We start from the raw sequence: 22,886 nt of genomic DNA, 5'->3' as shown, positions 1-22,886 counted from the left end.
CGGTCTCCGGTTTATATGAGTCGCGTATCTAACATAACGGATATGGTTCCCAAATAGGGGAATTCAATATTGCAGAAAAAAATCCACGATAACGGAACATGCGGAGGACCTTGAAAATTGCTTTCGATTCGGAGGCGTCTATTCCGGTTTTGCCACGTTGTCCTGAAACTGTTTGGTTGAATTTGTGTGCGGATAGGGTTCTTCGGGAATGTCGACGCCAAGGAAAGTGCACAGTGGTTTCCATCCACTTCCGGTTTCATAGACCAGCAACCGGTCCTTCGGGACGGTGTCGCGGACTTTTTCGATATGCTTCCGAAACACGCTGACGGCGTGATCCCGATCATCCATCCGGCCGTCGAAGATGCCATGAACGATAAACTTGCTGCACATCTCGGCAATTGCGTTTGCATGATCCGAGTCGTGCCGTCCGCGCATTGTGGTCATGAATGGTCCAATCGTGGCCCATATGCTGTCAAACCAGGCATCAGGGTCGCGCACGCTCAAAATGATTTTGGCATCTGGATAATGATCAGAAAGCTGGCGCCAGTATGCGGCGCCTGGCCAGTCGACTTGCGCGCGATAGCCCTGAAACATGGCATCCCAATCAGCTTGCTCGCCATGTGCGGCACGGTTCCAAGCAGGCAGTTGTTCGGGATTGTCCCGCACTTCGAACATGTGGTGACAGGGTCCGAAATTTAGCTGTTCCAAAGCAAGCTTCAGCGAATTCGTCCCAGTGCGGCCAAATCCAGCGCCAATCACTTCCAAAGTCATTTTGGGTAACTCCAATTTGTGTAAATGCCATAAAATAGCACAACACACAGGTATCCCCCAAACTTCGCCCCGGTCGGGGTCAGGCGTTTTTCACAATCAGGAACACGCGCGCGGGACCGCTGGGCGATGCGATCGAGTGCAAGACGTCCGCCGCATAACGCGCTGTATCGCCTTGGTTCAACTCCATTGTGGCCGATCCCGATGTGACGCTGACCGACCCGTCCAAAACCGTCAATTGCTCTTGCGCGCCGCGCGTGTGGGGCTGGCTTTTCAATGCGCCGTCTTTGTCGAACTGAATGTCATAGACTTCATGCCCGCCCGCTTCTTCGGGGGGGGACAGGATGCGAATCCGGCAGTTTTGTCCCATATTGTCGATGCTTGGCACTTCAGAGTTTCGCAGCACTTCGATTTGGTTTGCGGTGCCGGTCTCCTCCAGCAGACCGGCGAAATCCACCTGCAAGGCCCGGGTCAGGTTCCACAGGGTTGAGATGGTAGGGCTGCTTTCCCCCCGTTCGATCTGACTAACCATTGAACGCGACACACCACTGAGATTAGCCACGGCTTCGAGCGACAGGCCCTTGGCGCGACGTGCCTCTTTCAGGCGGGCGGGAAGGCGTGTCAGGATATCGTCTGTATTCTCCGTCATGACGGAATTTCATGCGCCTTGTATATGTGGTTGTCAATTCCATCCGTGACGGGACGTCCCATAGGACAGGGCGACGTGGTGTATGCATACTGCGCGCAAATGCACGAGGAGTGATCCATGACTGATATCGTAATTTTGGACGGTGCCCGCACCGCTATTGGAACCTTTGGCGGCGCGCTGGCTTCGACCGCTCCGATCGATCTGGCTACGGTTGTCACCGAAGCCGCGCTGGAACGCTCGGGTGTTGAAGGTGGTCAGATCGGGCATGTGGTGTTCGGCCACGTGATCAATACCGAGCCGCGGGACATGTACCTGTCGCGCGTTGCCGCGATGCAGGCGGGGATCCCAAATGGTACACCTGCGATGAACGTGAACCGGCTGTGCGGGTCAGGCGCGCAAGCGATTGTCTCGGCGATGCAGTCCCTGATGCTGGGGGATGCCGAGTTTGCCGTGGCCGGCGGGGCCGAGAGTATGTCGCGCAGCCCTTATATCGTGCCGCAGGCGCGCTGGGGCGCGAAGATGGGCGATGTCACCTCGTTGGATATGATGCTGGGGGCACTGAATTGCCCGTTTGGCACTGGACATATGGGTGTGACGGCCGAAAACGTGGCCGACGAACACCAGATCACCCGCGAGCAGATGGACCAATTCGCCGTGACCAGTCAGACCCGCGCGGCAGCGGCGATTGAGGCGGGGTATTTCGACAGCCAGATCGCGCCCGTGCAGGTCAAGGTCAAGCGGGACATGGTTGATTTCAAGGTCGATGAACATCCCAAGGCCACCACTGCCGAGACCCTGGCCGGATTGCGACCGGTATTCCAGAAGGACGGGCGCGTGACGGCGGGCAATGCCTCGGGCATCAATGACGGGGCGGCGGCGATGGTATTGGCAACAGCGGACGCGGCCGAGAAAGCCGGGTTGAAGCCCAAGGCGCGCGTGCTGGGCTATGCCCATGCGGGTGTTCGCCCCGAGGTTATGGGCATTGGACCGGTTCCGGCGGTGCGGAACCTGATGGAAAAAACCAGCCTGTCGGTGGATGATTTCGATGTGATCGAAAGCAACGAGGCCTTCGCGGCGCAGGCTCTGGCTGTGAATCAGGAACTGGGTTTGGACGCGTCGAAGGTTAACCCGAATGGTGGCGCGATTGCCTTGGGTCACCCGGTTGGGGCAACCGGCGCAATCATCACCATGAAAGCGCTGTATGAGTTGGAGCGCGTTGGTGGGGCCAAAGGTCTGGTGACTATGTGCATCGGTGGTGGGCAAGGTATTGCACTGGCTATCGAGCGGCTTTGATTTCGCACCGTGCAGGGGGGCTGTCTGCCCCCCATCGCGCGCAGGCGCGATTCCCCCCGAAGGTATTATTGGCCAGAAGAAGCAGACGGTCTGGCTCAGCTGAGCGCGTTGACAATCAGGACAAGCGCAGCACCGGCTGCGGCACCGATTGCGGCAGGTAGGGCCGCGGACCATAGGGATGACTTTTGCGGGTCGTCTTTTTGCGTCTGGGCGATCAGGGCATTTTCAACCAGACCCGGCAATCGTGGGCCAAAGCGGGCCAGAACCATGGCGGTTTTGCCGAAGTCCCGCAGCGCGGCGCGGGGACCGATGGATTGCTTTATGTAATCCTCGACCACGGGGCGGGCGGTTTCCCAAATGTTCATATGTGGGTCGAGCGAGCGTGCGACGCCTTCGACCACAACCATCGTACGCTGCAACAGGATCAGTTCGGTCCGGGTTTCCATGCCAAAGCGCTCGGTGACCTCGAACAGGTAGTTCAACAGGCGGCCCATTGAGATATGCGAGGCGTCCATGCCAAAGATCGGCTCGCCCACCGCTCGCAGCGCGCGGGCAAATTCGTCGACATCCTGGGTGGCGGGGACGTAACCGGCCTCGAAATGCACCTCGGCCACGCGTTTATAGTCGCGGCGGATGAACCCGAACAGAATCTCGGCATAGACCCGGCGGGTGTATTCGTCGATGTGACCCATGATGCCGTAGTCATAGGCAATGATATCGCCATTTGCGGCGACCTTCAGGTTGCCCTGATGCATATCGGCGTGGAAATAGCCATCACGCAGGGCGTGCAGCAGGAATAGGTGCAGGACCCGCTCTGCCAGATCGCGGCGGTTGTGGCCCACCGCGTCCAGTGCAGCATTGTCGCCCAGCGGTACGCCATCCGCCCAGCTAAGCGTCATGACCCGGCGCGCGGACAGCGACCACACCACGGGGGGCAACCAAAATCCCGCATCGTCCTTAGTATTGGCGGCATATTCTGAGGCAGCGGCGCTTTCTAGTCGCAAGTCCAACTCACCCCGTACAACGCCGTCGAAATGTTCGATCACGTCCATCGGTCGCAGGCGGCGCGCGCCGGGGGCGAACAGGTCGACAATACGGGCGGCGAAATAGAACGCATCGACATCCTTGTGAAAGGCACGCTCGATCCCCGGGCGCAGCACTTTGACGGCGACATATTCGCCAGTGCTGACCAGCCGGGCCTTGTGAACCTGCGCGATCGACGCTGCGGCGATCGGTTCGCTGAATTCCTCAAAAACCTCATCGACAGACTGGCCAAGTTCCTTTTCCACCTCGGCCATGGCTTCGGCGCGGGAAAAGGGTGGCAGCTTGTCCTGCAACACACGCAATTGGGCGGCCAGTTCTTCGCCCACCACGTCGGGGCGGGTCGAGAGAATCTGACCGAATTTGATATAAGCCGGGCCAAGCGCCGTCAGCGCTCGGGTGGCGGGCGGCATATTGGGATCGCCCTTGTAACCCAGCCATTGAAACGGTTTGCCCAACGCATGCGCCAGAAATCGCAACGCGCGGGGGGCCTCAAAGGCGTCCAGCACCACGTTCATGGCGCCTGTGCGTTCAAACGTGGCGCCTGTACGGATCAGGCGAATGATGTTGTGGGGTCCGCGCATAAATCAGATCTTCCAGCCGGAATGCAGCGCGGCGATGCCCATGCTGAGGTTGCGGTATTTGGCGTTTTCGAATCCAGCGGCACGAACCATGCCCAGAAAGGTTTCCTGATCGGGGAAATTGCGGATCGATTCGACCAGATATTGATAGCTGTCGTAATCATTGGCGATCAGCTTGCCCATGCGGGGAATGACGTTGAAGCTGTACAAGTCATAGAGCTTTTGCAGCCCTTCATTGGGCAACTGGCTGAATTCCAGCACCATCAGGCGTCCACCGGGCTTCAGAACTCGGAAGGCTTCGTTCAAAGCCTCTTGCGGGCGGGTCACGTTCCGGATGCCGAAGGAAATGGTGTAGACGTCAAACGTGTTGTCCTCAAACGGCAGGGCCATCGCATCGCCTACCACCCAGTTCAGGCTGTCGGACATCTGATCTGCCTCGGCGCGCTGGCGGCCTTCGACCAACATCGGTTCGGTCAGGTCCAGAACGGTGGCGTGGCCGTATCCCGCGCGTTTGAGAAAGCGGAAAGAGATATCGCCCGTTCCACCGGCCACATCCAGCAGACGTTGACCAGGACGCGGGGCCAGCCAGTCCATCATCGCGTCTTTCCAGACCCGGTGGATGCCCATCGACATGACATCGTTCATCACGTCATATTTTGAGGCGACCGAGTTGAACACGCCCTGCACACGACCGGCCTTGTCGGCCTCGCGCACGGTTTCAAACCCGAAATGAGTGGTCTTGTCGCTGTTGTCGGACATAAGCCTTGCCGTTTGTCGAATTTCGTCTCTGTTATAGGGCTCTGGAACCGGGGCACAATGCGGCCCTTTGAATTAGGAGCCATCTAATGCCCGAATTGCCCGAGGTCGAGACAGTAAGACGCGGCCTGAGCCCCGCAATGGAGGGGGTCGTGATCGAACGGGCAGATGTGAATCGCCCCGATTTGCGCTGGCCGTTCCCGGACCGCATGGCCGAGCGGCTGACCGGGCAACGGGTGGATCAGCTGCGGCGGCGGTCGAAATATATTCTGGCAGATCTCAGCAGCGGTGAAACTTTGTTGATCCATCTGGGTATGTCTGGGCGGATGACAGTATCGGGTGATCCGCTAGGGCAGTTCGTGCATGAGCATCCCATGCCCGAAAAACACGACCACGTGGTGTTTCACATGGCCAATGGCGCGCGTGTGACATTCAACGATCCGCGGCGCTTTGGCGCGATGGACCTGTTGCCCACGGCTACAGCCGAGGATCACAAGCTTTTATCCGTTCTGGGGCCAGAGCCGCTGGGCAATGATTTTCACGAACAGCACCTGATCGAAGCGCTCAAGGGCAAGAATACTCCTGTCAAATCTGCACTGTTGGATCAGGGAATCGTTGCCGGATTGGGCAATATCTATGTTTGCGAGGCCCTTTATCGCGCGGGTGTGTCGCCACGTCGCAAAGCAGGACAAATTTCTGCCGCCCGTGTCGGCGCGCTGGTTCCGATCATTCGGCGGGTACTGCAGGACGCGATCGACGCGGGTGGTTCATCCCTGCGCGATTTCCGCCAAGCCGATGGAGAACTTGGATATTTTCAACACAGCTTTGACGTTTACGGACGCGAAGGCGAACCCTGCAGAACCCAGGGATGCAGTGGGGAAATAAAGAGAATCACTCAGTCCGGTCGCTCATCCTTCTATTGTGCGCAATGCCAAAGATAACTTGATCCAGATAAATCGCGTGATAAGGAATCGTACTTGAACGGAACAACCGGAAGCTTACACCTCATGGCTTTTGAGACGATCATCGTCGAAATCGAAGACCACGTCGCCCTTATCAAGCTCGACAGACCCGATGCGCTGAATGCGCTAAATTCGCAGCTGGCGCAGGAACTGTGCATCGCATTGGAAGACGCGGATACCAACGACAAGGTGCGCTGCATCGTCATTACCGGTTCGGACAAGGCGTTCGCGGCCGGCGCGGACATCAAGGAAATGTCCGAGATGAGCTTTGTTGATGTCTACAGTTCAAATCTGTTTGGTGCTCTGAATGACCGTGTTTGCGCGATCCGCAAGCCGATCATTGCAGCCGTGGCTGGCTATGCGCTGGGCGGTGGGTGCGAATTGGCCATGCTGTGCGATTTCATCATTGCTGCGGATACCGCCAAGTTTGGGCAACCCGAAATCAATCTGGGCGTCATTGCAGGACTGGGTGGTTCGCAGCGCTTGACGCGTTTCGTTGGGAAGTCCAAATCGATGGACATGAACCTGACCGGTCGCTTCATGGATGCCGAAGAGGCCGAGCGTTCGGGTCTTGTCAGCCGCGTCGTACCGGCCAAGAAACTGATGGAAGAGGCGATGGGCGCCGCCCAGAAGATCGCTGAGAAATCGCAGCTGAGTGCAATGGCGGCGAAAGAAGCTGTGAACCGCAGCTATGAGTTGCCTCTCAGCGAAGGGATGCTGTTTGAACGTCGCGTGTTCCACTCGATGTTTGCGACAGAAGACCAGAAAGAAGGCATGGCGGCCTTCTTGGAAAAACGCGCGGCTCAGTTCCGCGACAAGTAAAGCGCGTAAGCGACCGAAACAGGCGGGCTTGGCCCGCCTTTTTACATGACTGCTATGCGGCGCGAAAGAATCGGCTTGGCAAAGCCTGCAAACTTGGATAACTAGCGCCGCTATACATGCGCGAGCGGCCCGCTTGGCCCGACTCACACTCGTGATTCTGAACCGGTGCGGATAGTCCGTGACGCGCAACCATTGATAACCGTACCGAATGAAGGTCAGAAACACATGGCAAACTCGCCTCAGGCTAAAAAGCGCGCTCGTCAGAACGAAAAGCGTTTTGCTATCAACAAAGCACGTCGCTCGCGCATCCGTACTTATCTGCGCAAGGTCGAAGAAGCGATTGCTTCCGGCGACAAGGACGCCGCAACCGCAGCTCTGCGTGCCGCTCAGCCCGAACTGATGCGTGGCGTCACTAAAGGCGTCTTTCACAAGAACACTGCTTCGCGGAAAATGTCGCGCCTGTCGGCACGCGTGAAAGCACTGGGCTAATCGCACACGTTGACCTTGCGTCAACAAAACAAGGTTGAATTGTTCTCAAAGGCGTCACAATGCGTGGCGCCTTTTTGTTGCTGTTGCCGGAAAGTCGCGCCTTCACAAAACCGAGAGATTCTTTCTGCAAAAGACCCGAGTCAATATCAGAGTTTCGTTGCCGTACGCCTTGGCCTCTTGCTACCACTGTTACAGCGATTCACTCGCTTGGGGGGACAGGCTGTTTCGGCGATCTGACTGACGGGCATCAGGACGGTCACGAAACGAATGTTGGCAATCGGTCACGGCTGATTTGCTGATCTGCTAAAGGTCTTGGGGTAACCGAAGATCTGAGCCCTGTCTAAAAATTTGATTGCGAAGCGCAACCCGGTTACGGGGCGCCCGGATTGTGGGTGCCTGATTGCCGGGCTGTGCAAACTTTCGGGACAGTCCCGCCAGACCCATATGGTTTGGCGATGGGTATCCTATTGCGTGTGAATGCTAAAGAACCGGGCAACCGGGCCAGATCAATAAGGCCGACAGGCCAATAAAGAATGGGATGCGTGAGGCGCTTGATGACACAAGAGAAATGGGGACAACTGCGTAACAAACTGCTCAAGGCGATCGGCAAGAACAACTATACCACCTGGATCGAGCCTCTTGAATTCCAAGAGCTGCAGGATGGCGTGGCCACGTTCTCGGTTCCGACCAACTTCATGGGCAATTATGTTAGTCAAAACTTTGCGGACTTGATTCTGTACGAGATGAACACCGCAGGGGAATCGGTCCAGCGCCTGGCGTTTCGCGTTGCAGCCAATTCGCCGGTGCGTCCGTCGGGTGATGTAGAACCTGCGCCGTCTGTTGTTCAGGACACGACTCAGCCGCAGTCCCTGTCACAGCGGGCCGAACCCGCGAATGATGCGCTCGAATCCCTTCAGGCTGCACCGCTGGACGCCCGTTTCACCTTTGACAGTTTTGTGGTGGGCAAACCCAACGAGCTGGCCCATGCCGCCGCGCGCCGTGTTTCTGAGGGCGGCCCCGTCACGTTCAACCCGTTGGTTCTGTATGGCGGCGTTGGTTTGGGTAAAACCCACCTGATGCACGCCATCGCTTGGGAGCTGAAAACCAAACGCCCCGAACTGAACGTGCTGTACCTGTCGGCGGAACAGTTCATGTATCGCTTTGTACAGGCGCTGCGCGAACGTCGGATGATGGACTTCAAACATCTGTTCCGTTCCGTCGATGTGCTGATGGTGGATGACGTGCAGTTCATCGCCGGCAAGGATTCAACTCAAGAAGAGTTCTTTCACACGTTCAACGCGCTGGTTGATCAGAACAAGCAGATCATCATTTCGGCTGACCGCGCGCCGGGTGAGATTAAGGATCTAGAAGATCGCGTGAAGTCGCGCCTGCAATGCGGTCTGGTCGTCGACCTGCACCCCACCGATTACGAACTGCGCCTGGGCATCTTGCAGAACAAGGTGCAGCAATACAGCAGCACCTATCCCGATCTGACCATCGCCGATGGCGTGCTGGAGTTTCTGGCCCACCGTATCTCGACCAACGTGCGCGTGCTGGAGGGTGCCCTGACCCGTCTGTTCGCCTTCGCCTCGCTAGTGGGACGCGAGATCGACATGGAGCTGACGCAGGACTGTCTGGCTGACGTGCTGCGCGCGTCCGAGCGCAAGATTACTGTCGAAGAGATTCAACGCAAAGTGTCGGACTATTACAACATCCGTCTGTCCGACATCATCGGCCCCAAGCGCCTGCGGTCTTATGCCCGTCCGCGACAGGTGGCGATGTATCTGTGCAAGCAGTTGACCAGCCGATCCCTTCCGGAGATCGGGCGTCGCTTTGGTGGTCGCGATCACACCACCGTCATGCACGGCGTCAAACGCATTGAAGAATTGAAAGTCACCGACGGCCAGATCGCCGAAGATGTGGAAATGCTGCGCCGTTCGCTGGAAGCCTAAGGGTCATCCTATCATTCAAGAAACGCCCCGGACCCTCACGCCCGGGGCGTTTTCTTGTGCGCTTAAATCCACGGTTGAATAGGAACTGTGCCCGCCCGGCCACGCGCCCCTTGACCCTTTGGCCGTTCCGACCCAGAAAACCATAAAAAATCCTTGTGCCTCAGGGTGGAACCGCTAACGTGCCAGTCCCGCCTGTTTTCGGCACGCAAGTCAGAGGAATTGAGGGTATGAAGATCAGCATCGAACGCGGCACCCTTCTTAAGGCCGTTTCGCAGGCCCAATCTGTTGTAGAGCGCCGGAACACTATTCCCATCCTTGCCAACGTGCTGATCGAGGCCGAAGGCGATCAAGCCATGTTCCGTGCCACCGATCTGGATATCGAGGTGGTGGATAAAGCCCCGGCGCAGGTCGAAAAGGCAGGGGCCACAACCGTTGCAGCGACGACCCTGCACGAGATCGTGCGCAAACTGCCGGATGGGGCACTGGTGACGCTGACCTCTGACAGTGCGGCGGGCCGCCTGACGGTTGAAGCAGGCCGGTCGAATTTCTCGCTGGCAACGCTGCCGAAAGAGGATTTCCCGGTGATGGCGTCGTCGGAATATCAGTCGAACTTTACGGCTTCGGCAGCACTGTTGCGACGGCTGTTCGACAAATCGAAATTCGCCATCTCGACCGAAGAGACCCGGTACTACCTGAATGGTGTCTACATGCATGTGGCTGACGGGTCCGAAGGCGGCAAGGTGCTGCGCTGTGTGGCCACCGATGGCCACCGTCTGGCTCGCATTGATGCAGATTTGCCGGATGGTGCCGCAGACATGCCGGGCGTGATCGTGCCGCGCAAAACCGTGGGTGAGCTGCGCAAGCTGCTGGACGATGATGAGATGGATATCGCCGTCTCGGTCAGCGAAACCAAGGTGCGTTTCGCAACGCCCGATATCACACTGACCTCAAAAGTGATCGACGGCACCTTCCCCGACTACACCCGCGTGATTCCGCAGGGCAATACGCGTCAGCTGGAAGTGGACGCTGCTGAATTCGCGCAGGCCGTGGATCGGGTTGCTACCGTTTCGTCGGAACGCTCACGCGCTGTGAAACTGCAACTGGATGCGGACAAGCTGGTTCTGTCGGTCAACGCCCCCGATAGTGGTGCCGCCGAAGAAGAATTGGCCGTGGCCTACGGCGACGAACGGCTCGAGATCGGCTTCAACGCCAAATACCTGCTTGAGATCGCCAGCCAGGTGGATCGTGAAAACGCCGTGTTCCTGTTCAACTCAGCCGGTGATCCGACCCTGATGCGGGAAGGCAATGATCTAAGCGCAGTCTATGTTGTCATGCCGATGCGCGTCTGATCGACCCCGCGGGGTGTTTTTTAACGAAAGGGATGGGTCATGAGTTTGGCCCTGACCGAACTTACGGTCTCGCATTTCCGGTCCCACAAGCTAGTGCGGTTGTCCTTGGATGGGCGGCCTGTGGCGATACATGGACCGAACGGGGCGGGCAAAACCAACATTCTTGAGGCAGTGTCGCTGTTTTCCCCCGGTCGCGGTATGCGCCGGGCCAGCGCGGCCGAGATGACCCGGCGACCTGAGGCGCTGGGCTGGAAGCTGTCCGGCCTGTTGCAAGCACAGGGCCGGAATTACGAGATCGAGACCTGGTCCGAAAGTGGCGCGGCGCGGCAGGTTCGGATCGATGGCAAAGCGTCCAATCAGATAGATCTGGGTAAACTGGCGCGGGTGGTTTGGCTGATCCCCTCGATGGACCGGCTGTGGATCGAAGGGGCTGAGGGGCGGCGCCGCTTTCTGGATCGGATTGCGCTGAGTTTCGACCCCGCCCATGCCGAGGCCTCGCTGACCTATGAAAAATCCATGCGTGAACGCAACCGCCTGCTGAAAGAGCAGGTGCGCGATGCCCATTGGTATGCAGCGCTCGAAGGGCAGATGGCCGAGACCGGCCATAGAATACACTCCGCGCGGCTGGCCGCGTTGGAACATCTGCGAAGGGCGCAGGAACAGGCGGAAACGGCGTTTCCGTCCGCTGATCTGGAATTGGTGCAAACCGAAGGCGCGATGCCCGAGGCAGCTGAGGATTTGCGCGAGGCCTTGAATGAAAGCCGTTTCCGCGATTTGGCTGCAGGGCGCACATTGGTCGGGCCGCATCGGTCGGACCTGTATGGTGTGTTTGCCGCCAAAGGTGTGCCAGCCAAAGATTGCTCGACCGGAGAGCAAAAGGCGCTGTTGGTGTCGCTGATCCTGTCAAACGCGCGGGCGCTGGCCGGGATGGTTGGCGCGCCTCCGATCGTGTTGCTGGATGAGGTGGCCGCCCATCTGGATGCGGGGCGACGGGCGGCGCTGTATAATGAGATTTGCGCGCTGGGCGCTCAGGCCTGGATGACGGGCACCGGGCCTGAGCTGTTTGCGGAACTGGGCGACCGGGCCCAGACGTTGATCGTGAGTGATGGCCTTGAGGGCTCGGTCGTTTCCGCTTAGGCGGGTTCGCTGACTTTGCGTTCCCACAGGAAGCCGCGCATGACCTCGTCAACCGGCGTTTGTGCCATGTGGTTGACGTAGTTCGACATGGTTTTCTGCGCCAGACCCAGCACCACGTCCAATACAGCGCGGTGCGAGTAGCCTGCATCAAAGAACGCCTGCAGCTGTTCCTCGGACGGGTTGCCCCGGGTTTCCATCATTTGCAGGGTGAACGTGCGCAGCGCCTCAAGCTTGGCATTGGGCAGCGGGGTTTCGTTGCGCAGGGCCTCGGTGATCTCGTCCGAGACCTTCATCATCTTGGCAATGCCGGTATGCGCTGGCACGCAGTAATGGCATTCGTTTTCCACGTTGATGGTCTGCCAGACGACGGTTTTTTCGTCATTGTCGAAATCTGTCTGCACGAACAGATGGTGCAGCACCTGATAGCCTTCCAAATGCTGGGGGCTTTCGGCCATCACTTTGTGCAAACCGGGCAGGCGGCCAAACGCGGCCTGAGATTTTTCCAGCAATGGTTTGGAACCTTCAGGGGCGGATTCGAGGTCGTGTGAAGGGAAGTTGGCCATTTGGGAATTCCTTTTTTCTGGCGGCTGAGTCCGAAATAGCCTTTCTTGAGCGGTCGCTCAAGTATATATTTGAGCAACCGTTCAAGAATTGGTGAATATGATGCCCCGCAAACCTGCCTATGACCGAGATACCCTGATCGCTCAGGCCCGAGATATATTCTGGCGTCACGGTTGGGCCGGAACATCGTTGAAGGACCTAGAGCGTGAGTTGAAGTTGAAGCCAGGCAGCTTTTATGCGGCGTTTGGTTCGAAGGATGCGCTTTATGCGCTGGCAATGGAACGCTATGCGCAGGATGGCGTCGCCAATATGATGGCCTTGGCGCAGGATCTGGGCCCCTTAGAGGCGCTCAAGGCCCAGCCGCGACTGGTGGTCGAGGCGTCTGTGTTGCCTACCAAGGCTTGCATGTTGTCCAAAACCTATGCCGAATTGCAGGCGCGGGGACATGAGCTGGCAAGTCAGGCCCGCATCCACATGATCGCAATGAAGACCTGTTTTGCAGACCTGTTTCAACGCGCGCAAAAGGCCGGTGAGATCGGTTCGGAACATGACCCGGAGCGTCTTGCCGCGCGGTATCAATCCGACCTTCTGGGCCTGCGATTGTCGGCCGAGCGGGATGATGTGAACGCAGCGGAAATTGCCGCAGATATCGCGGCCGACCTCGATCGGCTTTGATCCGCAAATCAAGGTCATCCAAACCACAAAATCTTGGGGGAGCGCGTGACATTCCCCACCAGAAAACGTATAAGTTACCAAAATAATATAGGTACTGACTGAATGTCCGACGACGCACAGGCACCCCAGGAATACGGTGCTGATTCCATCAAAGTTCTCAAAGGCTTAGAGGCGGTTCGCAAACGTCCGGGCATGTATATCGGCGACACGGACGATGGCTCGGGTTTGCACCACATGGTCTATGAGGTTGTCGACAATGGTATTGACGAGGCGCTGGCCGGTCATGCCGACCATGTGACAGTGAAAATTCACGCCGATTCCAGCGTTTCGGTCAGCGACAACGGGCGTGGTATTCCGGTGGATATTCACCCCGAAGAAGGTGTCTCGGCGGCTGAGGTCATCATGACGCAGCTGCACGCGGGCGGTAAGTTCGACAGCAACTCTTACAAAGTGTCGGGCGGTCTGCACGGTGTTGGCGTTTCGGTCGTGAATGCCCTGTCCAATTGGTTGGAACTGCGTGTCTGGCGAAATGGCAAAGAGCATGTCGCCCGGTTCGAAGGCGGCGAAACGGTCGAGCACCTGAAAGTAGTCGAGGAGTGTGGCGACCGCACCGGAACCGAGGTGCGGTTCCTGGCCTCGACCGACACGTTCTCGAATCTGGAATACTCGTTTGAAACGCTGGAAAAACGCCTGCGCGAGCTGGCCTTCCTGAACTCGGGAGTGCGTATCATCCTGATCGACGAGCGCCCGGCGGAACGGTTGGAAACCGAGCTGTTCTATGAGGGTGGCGTTAAGGAGTTCGTCAAGTATCTGGACCGCTCGAAATCGGCGGCGATGCCAGAACCCATTTATATCAAGGGCGAACGCGACGATATCGGCGTGGAAATCGCTATGTGGTGGAATGACAGCTATCACGAGACGGTCCTGCCCTTCACCAACAACATTCCACAGCGCGATGGCGGCACCCATGTTGCCGGTTTCCGGGGCGCGTTGACCCGCACGATAAACAACTATGCGCAATCCAGCGGGATCGCGAAAAAGGAAAAGGTCAGCTTTACCGGCGATGACGCGCGCGAAGGTCTGACCTGTGTGTTGTCCGTCAAAGTGCCCGATCCGAAGTTCTCGTCCCAGACCAAGGACAAGCTGGTGTCGTCCGAGGTGCGCCCAGCGGTTGAAGGTCTAATGAACGAAAAGCTGGCAGAGTGGTTCGAAGAGAACCCGAACGAGGCCAAGACAATTGTCGGCAAAATCATCGAGGCTGCTCTGGCGCGTGAGGCCGCGCGCAAGGCACGCGAACTGACCCGCCGCAAAACGGCGATGGACGTGAATTACCTAGCCGGCAAGCTGAAGGACTGCTCCGAGAAGGACCCATCAAAGACCGAAGTTTTCCTTGTCGAGGGGGACTCGGCTGGCGGATCAGCTCAAACGGGTCGGGATCGTCTGACGCAAGCGGTGTTGCCGTTGCGAGGGAAAATCCTGAACGTGGAACGGGCGCGGTTTGACCGGATGCTGTCTTCGCAGGAGATTGGCAACCTTGTCATGGCGCTGGGCACCGGTATTGGCCGCGATGAGTTCAACATCGAAAAGCTGCGCTACCACAAGATCGTCATCATGACCGATGCGGATGTTGACGGCGCGCATATCCGAACGCTGCTGCTGACCTTCTTCTATCGGCAGATGCCGGAACTGATCGAAGGCGGATACCTCTATATTGCGCAGCCGCCGCTTTACAAAGTTTCACGCGGTAAATCAGAGGTTTACCTGAAGGACCAAGCCGCTCTGGATGACTACTTGATCAATCAGGGCGTTGAAGGGGCCGTGCTGAAACTGGGCTCGGGTGAAGAGATCATCGGACAGGACTTGACCCGTGTGGTCGATGAGGCGCGTCAATTGAAACGCGTATTGGACGCATTCCCGACCCATTATCCGCGCCACATTCTGGAACAGGCCGCCGTTGCCGGTGCCTTTGTGCCGGGTGCTGTGGATGCTGACCTGCAGGGTGTGGCCGACAAAGTTGCCGCCCGTTTGGACTTGATTGCGCTGGAATACGAACGCGGCTGGCAAGGTCGGATCACGCAGGATCACGGCATCCGTCTGGCCCGTATCTTGCGCGGTGTTGAAGAGGTCCGCACGCTGGACGGCCCCATGCTGCGCTCGGGCGAGGCCCGCAAAACCGGCAGCTTTACCCAAAGCCTACAAGAGATCTACAACACCCCCGCCACCCTCATCCGTCGCGACCGTAGCCAGATGATCCACGGCCCGCTGGACTTGTTGCGCGCCATTCTGGAAGAGGGTGAAAAGGGTCTATCGCTGCAACGCTACAAAGGGTTGGGAGAGATGAACCCCGACCAGCTATGGGAAACCACGCTGGACCCGGACGCACGGACTCTGCTTCAAGTGCGGGTGGACGATATGGTCGAGGCAGATGACCTGTTCACCAAGCTGATGGGCGACGTGGTGGAACCGCGCCGTGAATTCATCCAACAAAACGCGCTGAGCGTCGAGAATCTGGATTTCTAAGTCTCTGTAGGTTTGCGCATAACACTTCGCGCACCCTATAAGTTTGCATAGTTTGCCCATAGTTTTGCGCTCCGCGCTTGTCCGCCTTAGCGGTGAATTCAATCAGTTTTGACGTAGTCGTTGCGTTTATGGCGCTTTGCGGGGCTCAACCCCGCAAAGGGTCTCCCTAATGCTGCGCGTTCAACGAAGGTCAGCTTGACGAGGCAAAGCGCCAAAACGTTTGCCAGACGAAATTTGAACATAGGCGCGAAGCCATCCTCATGCTAATTTTAGAGAGGATTTGTAGGGTGGGAAGCTGTTGGATCGCCAGCACACAAAAGAGATTGACCGTGTCTTAAGCGGGTTCGATACAGGGAGAGACCGGCTTGTCGCGGACAGCTGGCAGCGCTGTGTTGAAACCTATGGTATGGATCCCTCACGGCAGGAACCCGCGCATATCCTGCCTGACACCAAATTCCGTGAACATCTAGAGCAATCCGAACGTCTGATCGCAACAGCGCGCTCGGGGCTGCAATCGTTGTTTGCGCAGGTTGCAGGGCAGAACTACGTCCTGCTGCTTGCGGATGCGGATGGCGTCTGCGTCGATTTCTTTGGCGACCGGAACTTTGAGGACGAACTCAGAACTGCCGGTCTTCATCTGGGATTCAAGTGGACGGAAGAGTTGGCAGGAACGAACGGGGTAGGGTCGTGCATCGTTACAGGTCAGCCGGTGACGATCCATCAGGGGGATCATTTTTCGATCACGCATACGCCGCTGTCTTGTACGGCAGCGCCTATTTTCGATACCAAAGGTGGTCTTGCGGCTGTTCTGGATGTTTCGTTGTTGCGTGGCCCTTCGCCTAAGGCGTCGCAGAATCTGGCCATGACATTGGTGACGAATTCCGCCCGTCGCGTCGAGATGGCAAACCTGATGGCATCGACCCGGCGCGATTGGGTCCTGCGCTTTTCAGCAAGCCCCGAATTTCTTGAGGTCGATCCAGAAGCGGCGGTTGCAGTGGACGGAAGCGGCAAGATCATTGGTATGACCTCGGGGGCTCGACGCGCACTGGACCCGGACGGTTCGGGCCACCTGATCGGGTCGCAATTGCAGGACTGGCTTGAAATCAGTGTTGATGACATGCCGGAGTTCATGCGCGGCAGACCGTCCGAAGACCGCGTTCTACACCTCAAGGACGGGCGCGCGCTCTATGGTCATGCCGTTGCGCCACAGACGTCGCAGATGACGGCGGCCCTGCGCAAGCGAGAACAGGTTCTGCCCGGAGCCCTTGGCAGTTTTGCGGGGCCGGACGCGGACCTTCAGCAGCTTTTGAACAATGCTGCACGTCTTGCACCGACCAGCCTGCCGCTTTTGCTGACCGGTGAAAGCGGCACGGGCAAGACCAAACTGGCGCGTGCGATCCACATGGCCGATCCTGCGAGACAGGATTTCCACACAGTGATCTGCTGCGATACCGAGACATTCGATTTCTGCCAAACCATCGACCCGGGCACGCTGTTCCTGCGCGGTGTTGAAGACCTGAGCGAGCCTGCACAGGCCTCTCTTTTAGCAGTGCTTGAGCGGCGGGCTGATCTGAGGATCATTGCCTCATGTCGGCAACCCCCGGCGGGATTGCAGGGCGGTCTGCGTGAAGATCTGCTGCACCGGATTGCGGGGGCCACATTTTCTCTGCCGCCTTTGCGCCACCGAGCGGATCTGGATTGGCTAATTGATCGCCTGCTTCGACGGTTTGCAAGCCATGATATTCACCTGTCGACAGTCGCGCGCGCCGATCTGAAATCACGACTATGGAGCGGCAATATTCGTGAACTGGAACATCTGCTGCACAGCGCGGTCGCCCTGTGTCAGGACAACATCATCGACTTGACGGATTTGCCAGCCCCGGCGCTCGCCCCTGCGCAAAAGCTAGACTCAGATGATTTGGAAGCACTGTTGCGTGCTTGCGATTGGAACATGTCTCAAGTGGCGCGACGCCTTGGCGTGAACCGGTCGACAATCCTGCGCCGTGTGCGAAAGGCCGGGCTTATTTCACCTGCATAAACGAACATGCCTTCGTGTTGCGCCCTTGTTGCGCGCGCAACAAGTCTTGGTGTTTTTGGCCTAGGTCAAGCGTTGAGCCGCCAAATCGACTTGCCCGAAGGGACGCGGATTTGCCAGCCTTTTGCTCCGTGGAGATAGGGAGGATGACATGCTCGACACAACACTCTCGGATCAGGTGCAGGGGTTCCTGGATGACTTCGGTTCGGCTTTGTCCCAAGGCGATATCGATGCCGCCTGCGATATGTTCCAGGACGATTGCTATTGGCGCGATCTAGTCAGCTTTACCTGGAATATCAAAACGGTCGAAGGCAAGGCGCAGGTGGCAGATTTGCTCGGGCATCAGTTGGCCACAACCAAGCCGAGCGGTTGGAAAATAGCCGAAGGTGAAGTGCCCACTGAAGACGGCGGAATAACCACCGCGTGGATCGAGTTCGAAACCGAAGTGGCACGCGGCTATGGGCTAATCCGCCTCAAGGATGGCAAGATATGGACCTTACTGACCACGATGGTCGAGCTGAAAGGTCATGAAGAGCCCAAAGGGTTCAACCGCCCACTTGGGGCCAAGCATGGTGCGGGTAAACACAGGACCACATGGGCGGAAGAACGGGCCCAAGAAGAGGCTGAACTGGGCTACAAAACACAGCCCTACTGCGTCATCATCGGCGGTGGTCAGGGTGGGATCGCCATGGGTGCGCGGCTGCGACAGCTCGGTGTCCCGACGATCATCGTTGAACGGAATGACCGGCCTGGCGACAGTTGGCGCAATCGCTACAAATCCCTCTGCCTGCATGATCCGGTCTGGTATGACCATTTGCCTTATATCAAGTTCCCGGAAAACTGGCCCGTGTTCTCGCCCAAGGACAAGATCGGCGACTGGCTTGAGATGTACACCAAAGTGATGGAGCTGAATTATTGGACGCGCACGACGGCCAAATCCGCCACCTTCGATAAAGACAAGGGCGAATGGACCATCACGGTGGACCGGGATGGCGAAGAGGTGGTGTTGCGGCCCAAGCAGCTGATCATGGCGACGGGTATGTCCGGCAAGAAACGCATGCCTGATTTTCCGGGTATGGATGTTTTCAAAGGTGAGCAGGCACATTCCTCGGAACACGACGGGCCGGCCAGATGGGCAGGCAAGAAGGTTGTCGTGGTGGGGTCCAACAACTCGGCCCATGACATCTGCGCCGCGCTTTGGGAAAACGATGCCGATGTCACAATGGTGCAGCGGTCCTCAACCCATATTGTCCGCTCGGACACCCTCATGGAAATCGGACTGGGCGATCTTTATTCTGAACGTGCGGTGCGGTCTGGCATGACGACCGAAAAGGCCGATCTGATCTTTGCATCACTGCCTTATCGCATTCTGCATGAATTCCAGATTCCGGCCTATGCCGCGATGAAAGAGCAGGACAAAGAGTTTTATGACGGTCTGGAAAAGGCCGGGTTCTGGCTGGATTGGGGCGATGACGAAAGCGGGCTGTTCATGAAATACCTGCGCCGCGGATCAGGCTATTACATCGATATTGGGGCCAGCCAGTTGATCATTGATGGTGAGATCAAGCTGAAACGCGGTCAGGTCACTGCGCTTGATGAAACCGGAGTCATCCTTGATGACAGAACGCATCTGGATGCCGATCTGGTGGTCTATGCGACCGGGTATAATTCGATGAACGGCTGGGTTGCTGACCTGATGGGTCAGGATATGGCGGATCGGCTTGGGAAATGTTGGGGTCTGGGCTCTGACACAACCAAGGACCCGGGGCCTTGGGAAGGCGAGCAACGCAATATGTGGAAGCCGACACAGCTTCCAAACCTCTGGATGCATGGTGGAAACCTGCATCAGTCCCGACATTATTCACAGTTCCTGTCGCTGCAAATAAAGGCCCGGATGGAGGGTGTACCAACGCCGGTCTACGGCATGCAAGAAGTGCATCACCTCAGTTAAAGCATGTGCCGCGACCGAGAAGCAGACTTTGCAAATTTGTACGGATGGCCCAAAAAGTACTATGATTTGGTAAGTCATATACGCCGCGTTTCTGAGATATTTCTCCCAAGTGCTCCATCCACGGGCTGCGTTCTGCTTTTAGGCAACACAATATGTCTGTTTGCAAGATCGCGCGTTGGATGAAGGCTTTTGAAACCTTGTTTCAATTGCCTGGAGAGTCGGTTGTGTCCAACACTCAGGCGACCAAAGGATTGAATGCAATGCTCTGCAAGATTGGTGATGTTGAGGTTTGGCGAATTCTTGAAATTCATGCCCCGTTCATGAAGCCAGAAGAGTTGTTTCCAACCGCCGGACCAGATGTCAAAGCCGCTATTGAAAGCCTTGTTCCAGGCAGCATCGACCACAACTCGGGACGACTAATTTTACCCATACAAGGTTTCCTTCTGAAAACGCCTTCACATAACATTTTGGTGGATAGCTGTGTCGGCAATGATAAGACCAATCTAAATCACCAAGCTTGGCACCAACGATCAGACGACCGGTTTATAGCAGCATTGAAAGCGGCTGACCTCGGCACCGACGAAATTGACTACGTGCTGTGCACCCATCTTCACGTAGACCATATCGGTTGGAATACGCAGCTAAAAGATGGTCGTTGGGTGCCTACGTTTCCAAACGCACGCTACCTTTTGCCCAAAGACGATGAAGAAACTCAGCGTTTGCAGAACAGTATTACCTACGTCGAAAGCGTCTTGCCTGTAGTGGAAGCTGGTCAGGTGGAACTGGTGGAGGCAGGGCACAAGTTGGGCGACCATGTGACTTTGTTCCCTACGCCAGGACATACGCCGGGCCATGTTTCTGTACTCGTGAAGAGCAAGGGTGATGAGGCGTTGATTACTGGCGATGCGCTTCATACGACCGCGCAATGTAAACATCCCGACTGGCATTTCAAATTCGATTCTGACGCCGAATTGGCTGTGAAGTCGCGTAGATTGCTGCTTGAGCATTGCTCGGAAACCAGTTGCTTGGTCTTGGGGTCTCACTTCGCGTTGCCCTCAATAGGGCATGTGAAAGCCGATAACGACAGTTTTCGTTGGGACGAATGAGATTTGGCGTCCCGTAGTCGATGATGCCAGAAAGCAGAGATATTCATTAACGAGCGCTGAGCGAACAATGTCCCTGCCGGTTGGAGTGAGGAGCCGCATCAACTATCGTCGAACGTATGTCAAACAAGGGGCAACAGTTGCAACGAAGGTTGGCGGCAATTCTAGCCGCGGATGTCGTTGGGTATTCGGCGCTTATGCACAAAGACGAGCAAGCCACAATTCTAATGCTTGATCACCTGGAAAGCGACATCGTCACCCCAACGATAGCAGGCCAATCAGGTCGTGTCGTAAAGAGCATGGGCGATGGTTGGCTAGTGCAATTTGACAGCGCGGCGCAAGCTGTAACCGCAGCAATGCAGCTACAAGAGCAGTTGGCTGAACACTCGTTAATGAACATGCGGATTGGTGTTCATGTGGGCGACATCACTGAAAAAGGTGACGACATCTTAGGTGACGGTGTAAACATTGCGGCACGGCTTGAGAGTATTGCGCCAACCGGTGGCATCGCAATTTCTGAACCCGTACATTTGAACCTTGAACACACTCTGGCAGACGCTTTCAAAGCAGTTGGGAAAAAGAAGCTCAAGAACATCCAGCGCAGCCTGGATGTGTGGATTCACAATGGACCGCAACTTGGCGCATCGCAAAGCTCGCATTCTTTCACAGAGACGAGCTTGCCAAAGCTATCCATTCATCCTGTCACGTGCAGCGACCAACGAACCGAATTAAAGGAAACGGCCGCAGCTCTTACTTCAGATTTCGGCTCTTTTTTTCGAACGATCAACTGGTTAAACGCGGCAATAACATCCACGGAAGCATCCGAGGGATATGTACTTCGCGGCGTGCTGCGTGGACACGGCGACCGATTGCGTCTGGAAGCCCGCCTAAATGACTCTTCTGGTCCTGAAATCTGGACTCAGAAGTTCGACGGTTCGGTCGATGCTATCTTTGATTGGCAGGACGAAGTTGTAGAAAAACTGTTGGATGCGGTTAGCGGAATCTTGATCCAGTCGCTGACCGCAAAGCTCTCCGCTTTGCCTGAAGACGAACTGACTGCCGAACAGTGCGTCTTGATGGGCATGATCACATGGTCGGAGGCCAGCATCGACAGCTATGAAGAGACGTTGTCGTACCACGCCAGGGCCATCGACGCCAAACCAACCCTCGCTGCCGCCTATGCCGAAGCTATTTGGACAATGAATGGCGCGAGAACCTATGATCTTCGACGCGAACTGTCATCTTATTACGAGAAACTACCACACTGGATTGAGGCCGGTCGACACATGGCAGGTCAAAGCCCAACGCTTGATCTGAGTGTTGCCGTGGCGGATTATAATGTGGACGGGGATGCTGATCGACTTTCCGTGGCGCTTGAGCAAATCAGGCAACGAGCGCCATTAGATGCCCGCCTGCATTTGTTTATGGGTTGGGGATACAACTGGGCCGGGTTTCCTAAAATGGCATTAAGCTGTTTTCAGACGGCGCTTCGGTTGGGCCAATATGGAGCCGTTTTCGTAGGTGCTTCCGGAGGTGCTGCCACCTCTTGCGTTATGCTTGGTCGAGACCGCGATGCCATCGGCTACGCTGAGGCAGGTTTGCGCTTCTCAAAAAACTATGCCGCACTTCACAGCACGAGGGCTGCTGCTCACGCAATGCTTGGGGAACCTGAAGAAGCGTCTGCTGCTTTGGCGCAAATGCTGCAAATGGAACCTGGTGAGACGATTTCGAAGTGGCGTAGCAACGTGGACTATGGTGGCTCTGAAGGCGCTGAACGCTACTTTGAGGCACTTCGCCGGGCAGGGTTGCCAGAATAGCGGTGCCGGAACTAAGTTGCCCTGGCAAAACCGGCAGCTTGATCGCGCATATTAGTGCCTGCAAAGCTCGAATTTGAAGGGCCACTTTGGGCTGGGATGCCAACAAACTGACTGGTACATCGAATTCACAAATTGTGGCACCGATCTAGCAGTCAAGGTTTCCCTTAAACCGGTGGCGGCGCATTGGGGAAACAGGCCCAACGCGCCTCATTCGTTTTGGATAACTGGTCTCAGGTCTGCGACGGCACCGGGTCTTGGGTTCGGATGCAAACCCAAAGAAAATAGCGTCGAGCGAACCGGGTAGCTGACTAATGCGACGTGACATAGCTGGTTCCTTTTCTGTTTATGCGCCGAGCTTGGCTGGTCTGAAGGAACTGGGCCACAGACGCGATCCGCCTGAACCCGTAAGTCATCCGTAAGTCACT

18 protein-coding genes are annotated in these 22,886 nt (G+C 56.8%); 13 read left to right on the top strand and 5 right to left on the bottom strand.

What is annotated here, in order from left to right; translation table 11 throughout:
• Positions 1 to 138 precede the first annotated feature (138 nt).
• Both GOX21_RS17340 and GOX21_RS17335 read right to left on the bottom strand, forming a co-directional pair.
• A complete protein-coding gene (locus GOX21_RS17340) occupies positions 139 to 771 on the bottom strand; it encodes a sulfotransferase family protein (protein WP_170379254.1) in 633 nt (210 codons plus the stop codon).
• Positions 772 to 850: 79 nt separating this feature from the next.
• Positions 851 to 1,417, bottom strand: a complete 567-nt coding sequence (locus GOX21_RS17335) for a helix-turn-helix domain-containing protein (RefSeq protein WP_170379252.1) — start codon at positions 1,415 to 1,417, stop codon at positions 851 to 853.
• 117 nt (positions 1,418 to 1,534) lie between these two features.
• Between GOX21_RS17335 and GOX21_RS17330 the strand changes: the two genes are divergently transcribed.
• Positions 1,535 to 2,710 carry an acetyl-CoA C-acyltransferase family protein gene (locus tag GOX21_RS17330; RefSeq protein ID WP_170379250.1) on the top strand — a complete coding sequence of 392 codons (1,176 nt, stop codon included), beginning with the start codon at positions 1,535 to 1,537 and terminating at the stop codon, positions 2,708 to 2,710.
• A gap of 95 nt (positions 2,711 to 2,805) precedes the next feature.
• Here GOX21_RS17330 and ubiB read toward each other — a convergent pair whose 3' ends face one another.
• Together ubiB and ubiE are read right to left on the bottom strand one after the other, a co-directional pair.
• A complete protein-coding gene (ubiB, locus tag GOX21_RS17325; RefSeq protein ID WP_170379248.1) occupies positions 2,806 to 4,335 on the bottom strand; it encodes a 2-polyprenylphenol 6-hydroxylase in 1,530 nt (509 codons plus the stop codon).
• A 3-nt stretch (positions 4,336 to 4,338) separates the two neighbouring features.
• Positions 4,339 to 5,091, bottom strand: coding sequence for a bifunctional demethylmenaquinone methyltransferase/2-methoxy-6-polyprenyl-1,4-benzoquinol methylase UbiE (gene ubiE / locus GOX21_RS17320; RefSeq protein WP_170351925.1), 753 nt, complete (start codon positions 5,089 to 5,091; stop codon positions 4,339 to 4,341).
• Positions 5,092 to 5,177: 86 nt separating this feature from the next.
• Here ubiE and mutM point away from each other — a divergent pair, with 86 nt between their 5' ends.
• The 6 genes from mutM (at position 5,178) to recF (ending at position 11,799) form a co-directional block, all read left to right on the top strand.
• Positions 5,178 to 6,029 (top strand): bifunctional DNA-formamidopyrimidine glycosylase/DNA-(apurinic or apyrimidinic site) lyase, encoded by an 852-nt coding sequence (gene mutM, locus GOX21_RS17315; RefSeq protein WP_170361911.1) that lies wholly within the window; start codon positions 5,178 to 5,180, stop codon positions 6,027 to 6,029.
• 66 nt (positions 6,030 to 6,095) lie between these two features.
• The gene (locus tag GOX21_RS17310; RefSeq protein ID WP_170361912.1) at positions 6,096 to 6,872 is read left to right on the top strand and encodes an enoyl-CoA hydratase; all 777 of its coding nucleotides are present in this window, start codon (positions 6,096 to 6,098) and stop codon (positions 6,870 to 6,872) included.
• 225 nt (positions 6,873 to 7,097) lie between these two features.
• Entirely contained in the window at positions 7,098 to 7,361 is a 264-nt protein-coding gene (rpsT, locus tag GOX21_RS17305) for a 30S ribosomal protein S20 (protein WP_170351928.1), read from the top strand.
• 554 nt (positions 7,362 to 7,915) lie between these two features.
• On the top strand, positions 7,916 to 9,313 hold the full coding sequence (gene dnaA, locus GOX21_RS17300) for a chromosomal replication initiator protein DnaA (RefSeq protein ID WP_170361913.1): 1,398 nt from the start codon (positions 7,916 to 7,918) through the stop codon (positions 9,311 to 9,313).
• A 227-nt stretch (positions 9,314 to 9,540) separates the two neighbouring features.
• A complete protein-coding gene (gene dnaN / locus GOX21_RS17295; protein ID WP_170361914.1) occupies positions 9,541 to 10,662 on the top strand; it encodes a DNA polymerase III subunit beta in 1,122 nt (373 codons plus the stop codon).
• A 39-nt stretch (positions 10,663 to 10,701) separates the two neighbouring features.
• Entirely contained in the window at positions 10,702 to 11,799 is a 1,098-nt protein-coding gene (recF, locus tag GOX21_RS17290; protein WP_170351931.1) for a DNA replication/repair protein RecF, read from the top strand.
• On the opposite strand, the gene GOX21_RS17285 is transcribed toward recF, so the two are convergent.
• Entirely contained in the window at positions 11,796 to 12,362 is a 567-nt protein-coding gene (locus GOX21_RS17285) for a carboxymuconolactone decarboxylase family protein (protein WP_170351932.1), read from the bottom strand. The two genes, recF and GOX21_RS17285, sit on opposite strands and share 4 nt — an antisense overlap.
• Positions 12,363 to 12,462: 100 nt before the next feature.
• Between GOX21_RS17285 and GOX21_RS17280 the strand changes: the two genes are divergently transcribed.
• The 6 genes from GOX21_RS17280 to GOX21_RS17255 all read left to right on the top strand — a co-directional run bounded on the left by GOX21_RS17280 (position 12,463) and on the right by GOX21_RS17255 (position 22,461).
• Positions 12,463 to 13,035, top strand: a complete 573-nt coding sequence (locus tag GOX21_RS17280) for a TetR/AcrR family transcriptional regulator (protein WP_170379246.1) — start codon at positions 12,463 to 12,465, stop codon at positions 13,033 to 13,035.
• Positions 13,036 to 13,137: 102 nt separating this feature from the next.
• Positions 13,138 to 15,555: a DNA topoisomerase (ATP-hydrolyzing) subunit B gene (gene gyrB, locus GOX21_RS17275; RefSeq protein ID WP_170351934.1), complete on the top strand. Its 2,418-nt coding sequence runs from the start codon at positions 13,138 to 13,140 to the stop codon at positions 15,553 to 15,555.
• Between the two features lie 295 nt (positions 15,556 to 15,850).
• The gene (locus tag GOX21_RS17270; protein WP_170379382.1) at positions 15,851 to 17,593 is read left to right on the top strand and encodes a sigma-54-dependent Fis family transcriptional regulator; all 1,743 of its coding nucleotides are present in this window, start codon (positions 15,851 to 15,853) and stop codon (positions 17,591 to 17,593) included.
• Between the two features lie 148 nt (positions 17,594 to 17,741).
• Positions 17,742 to 19,541 (top strand): NAD(P)/FAD-dependent oxidoreductase, encoded by a 1,800-nt coding sequence (locus GOX21_RS17265; protein ID WP_170379244.1) that lies wholly within the window; start codon positions 17,742 to 17,744, stop codon positions 19,539 to 19,541.
• Between the two features lie 152 nt (positions 19,542 to 19,693).
• Positions 19,694 to 20,647, top strand: a complete 954-nt coding sequence (locus GOX21_RS17260) for an MBL fold metallo-hydrolase (protein WP_254428603.1) — start codon at positions 19,694 to 19,696, stop codon at positions 20,645 to 20,647.
• Positions 20,648 to 20,763: 116 nt separating this feature from the next.
• Positions 20,764 to 22,461, top strand: coding sequence for an adenylate/guanylate cyclase domain-containing protein (locus GOX21_RS17255; RefSeq protein WP_302476827.1), 1,698 nt, complete (start codon positions 20,764 to 20,766; stop codon positions 22,459 to 22,461).
• The last annotated feature ends 425 nt before the right edge of the window (positions 22,462 to 22,886 follow it).

Origin of the sequence: Ruegeria atlantica (genome assembly GCF_013032005.1) — a bacterium.
Taxonomy (GTDB): Bacteria; Pseudomonadota; Alphaproteobacteria; order Rhodobacterales; family Rhodobacteraceae; genus Ruegeria; species Ruegeria atlantica_A.
This window is presented reverse-complemented; position numbering and strand designations above follow the sequence as displayed.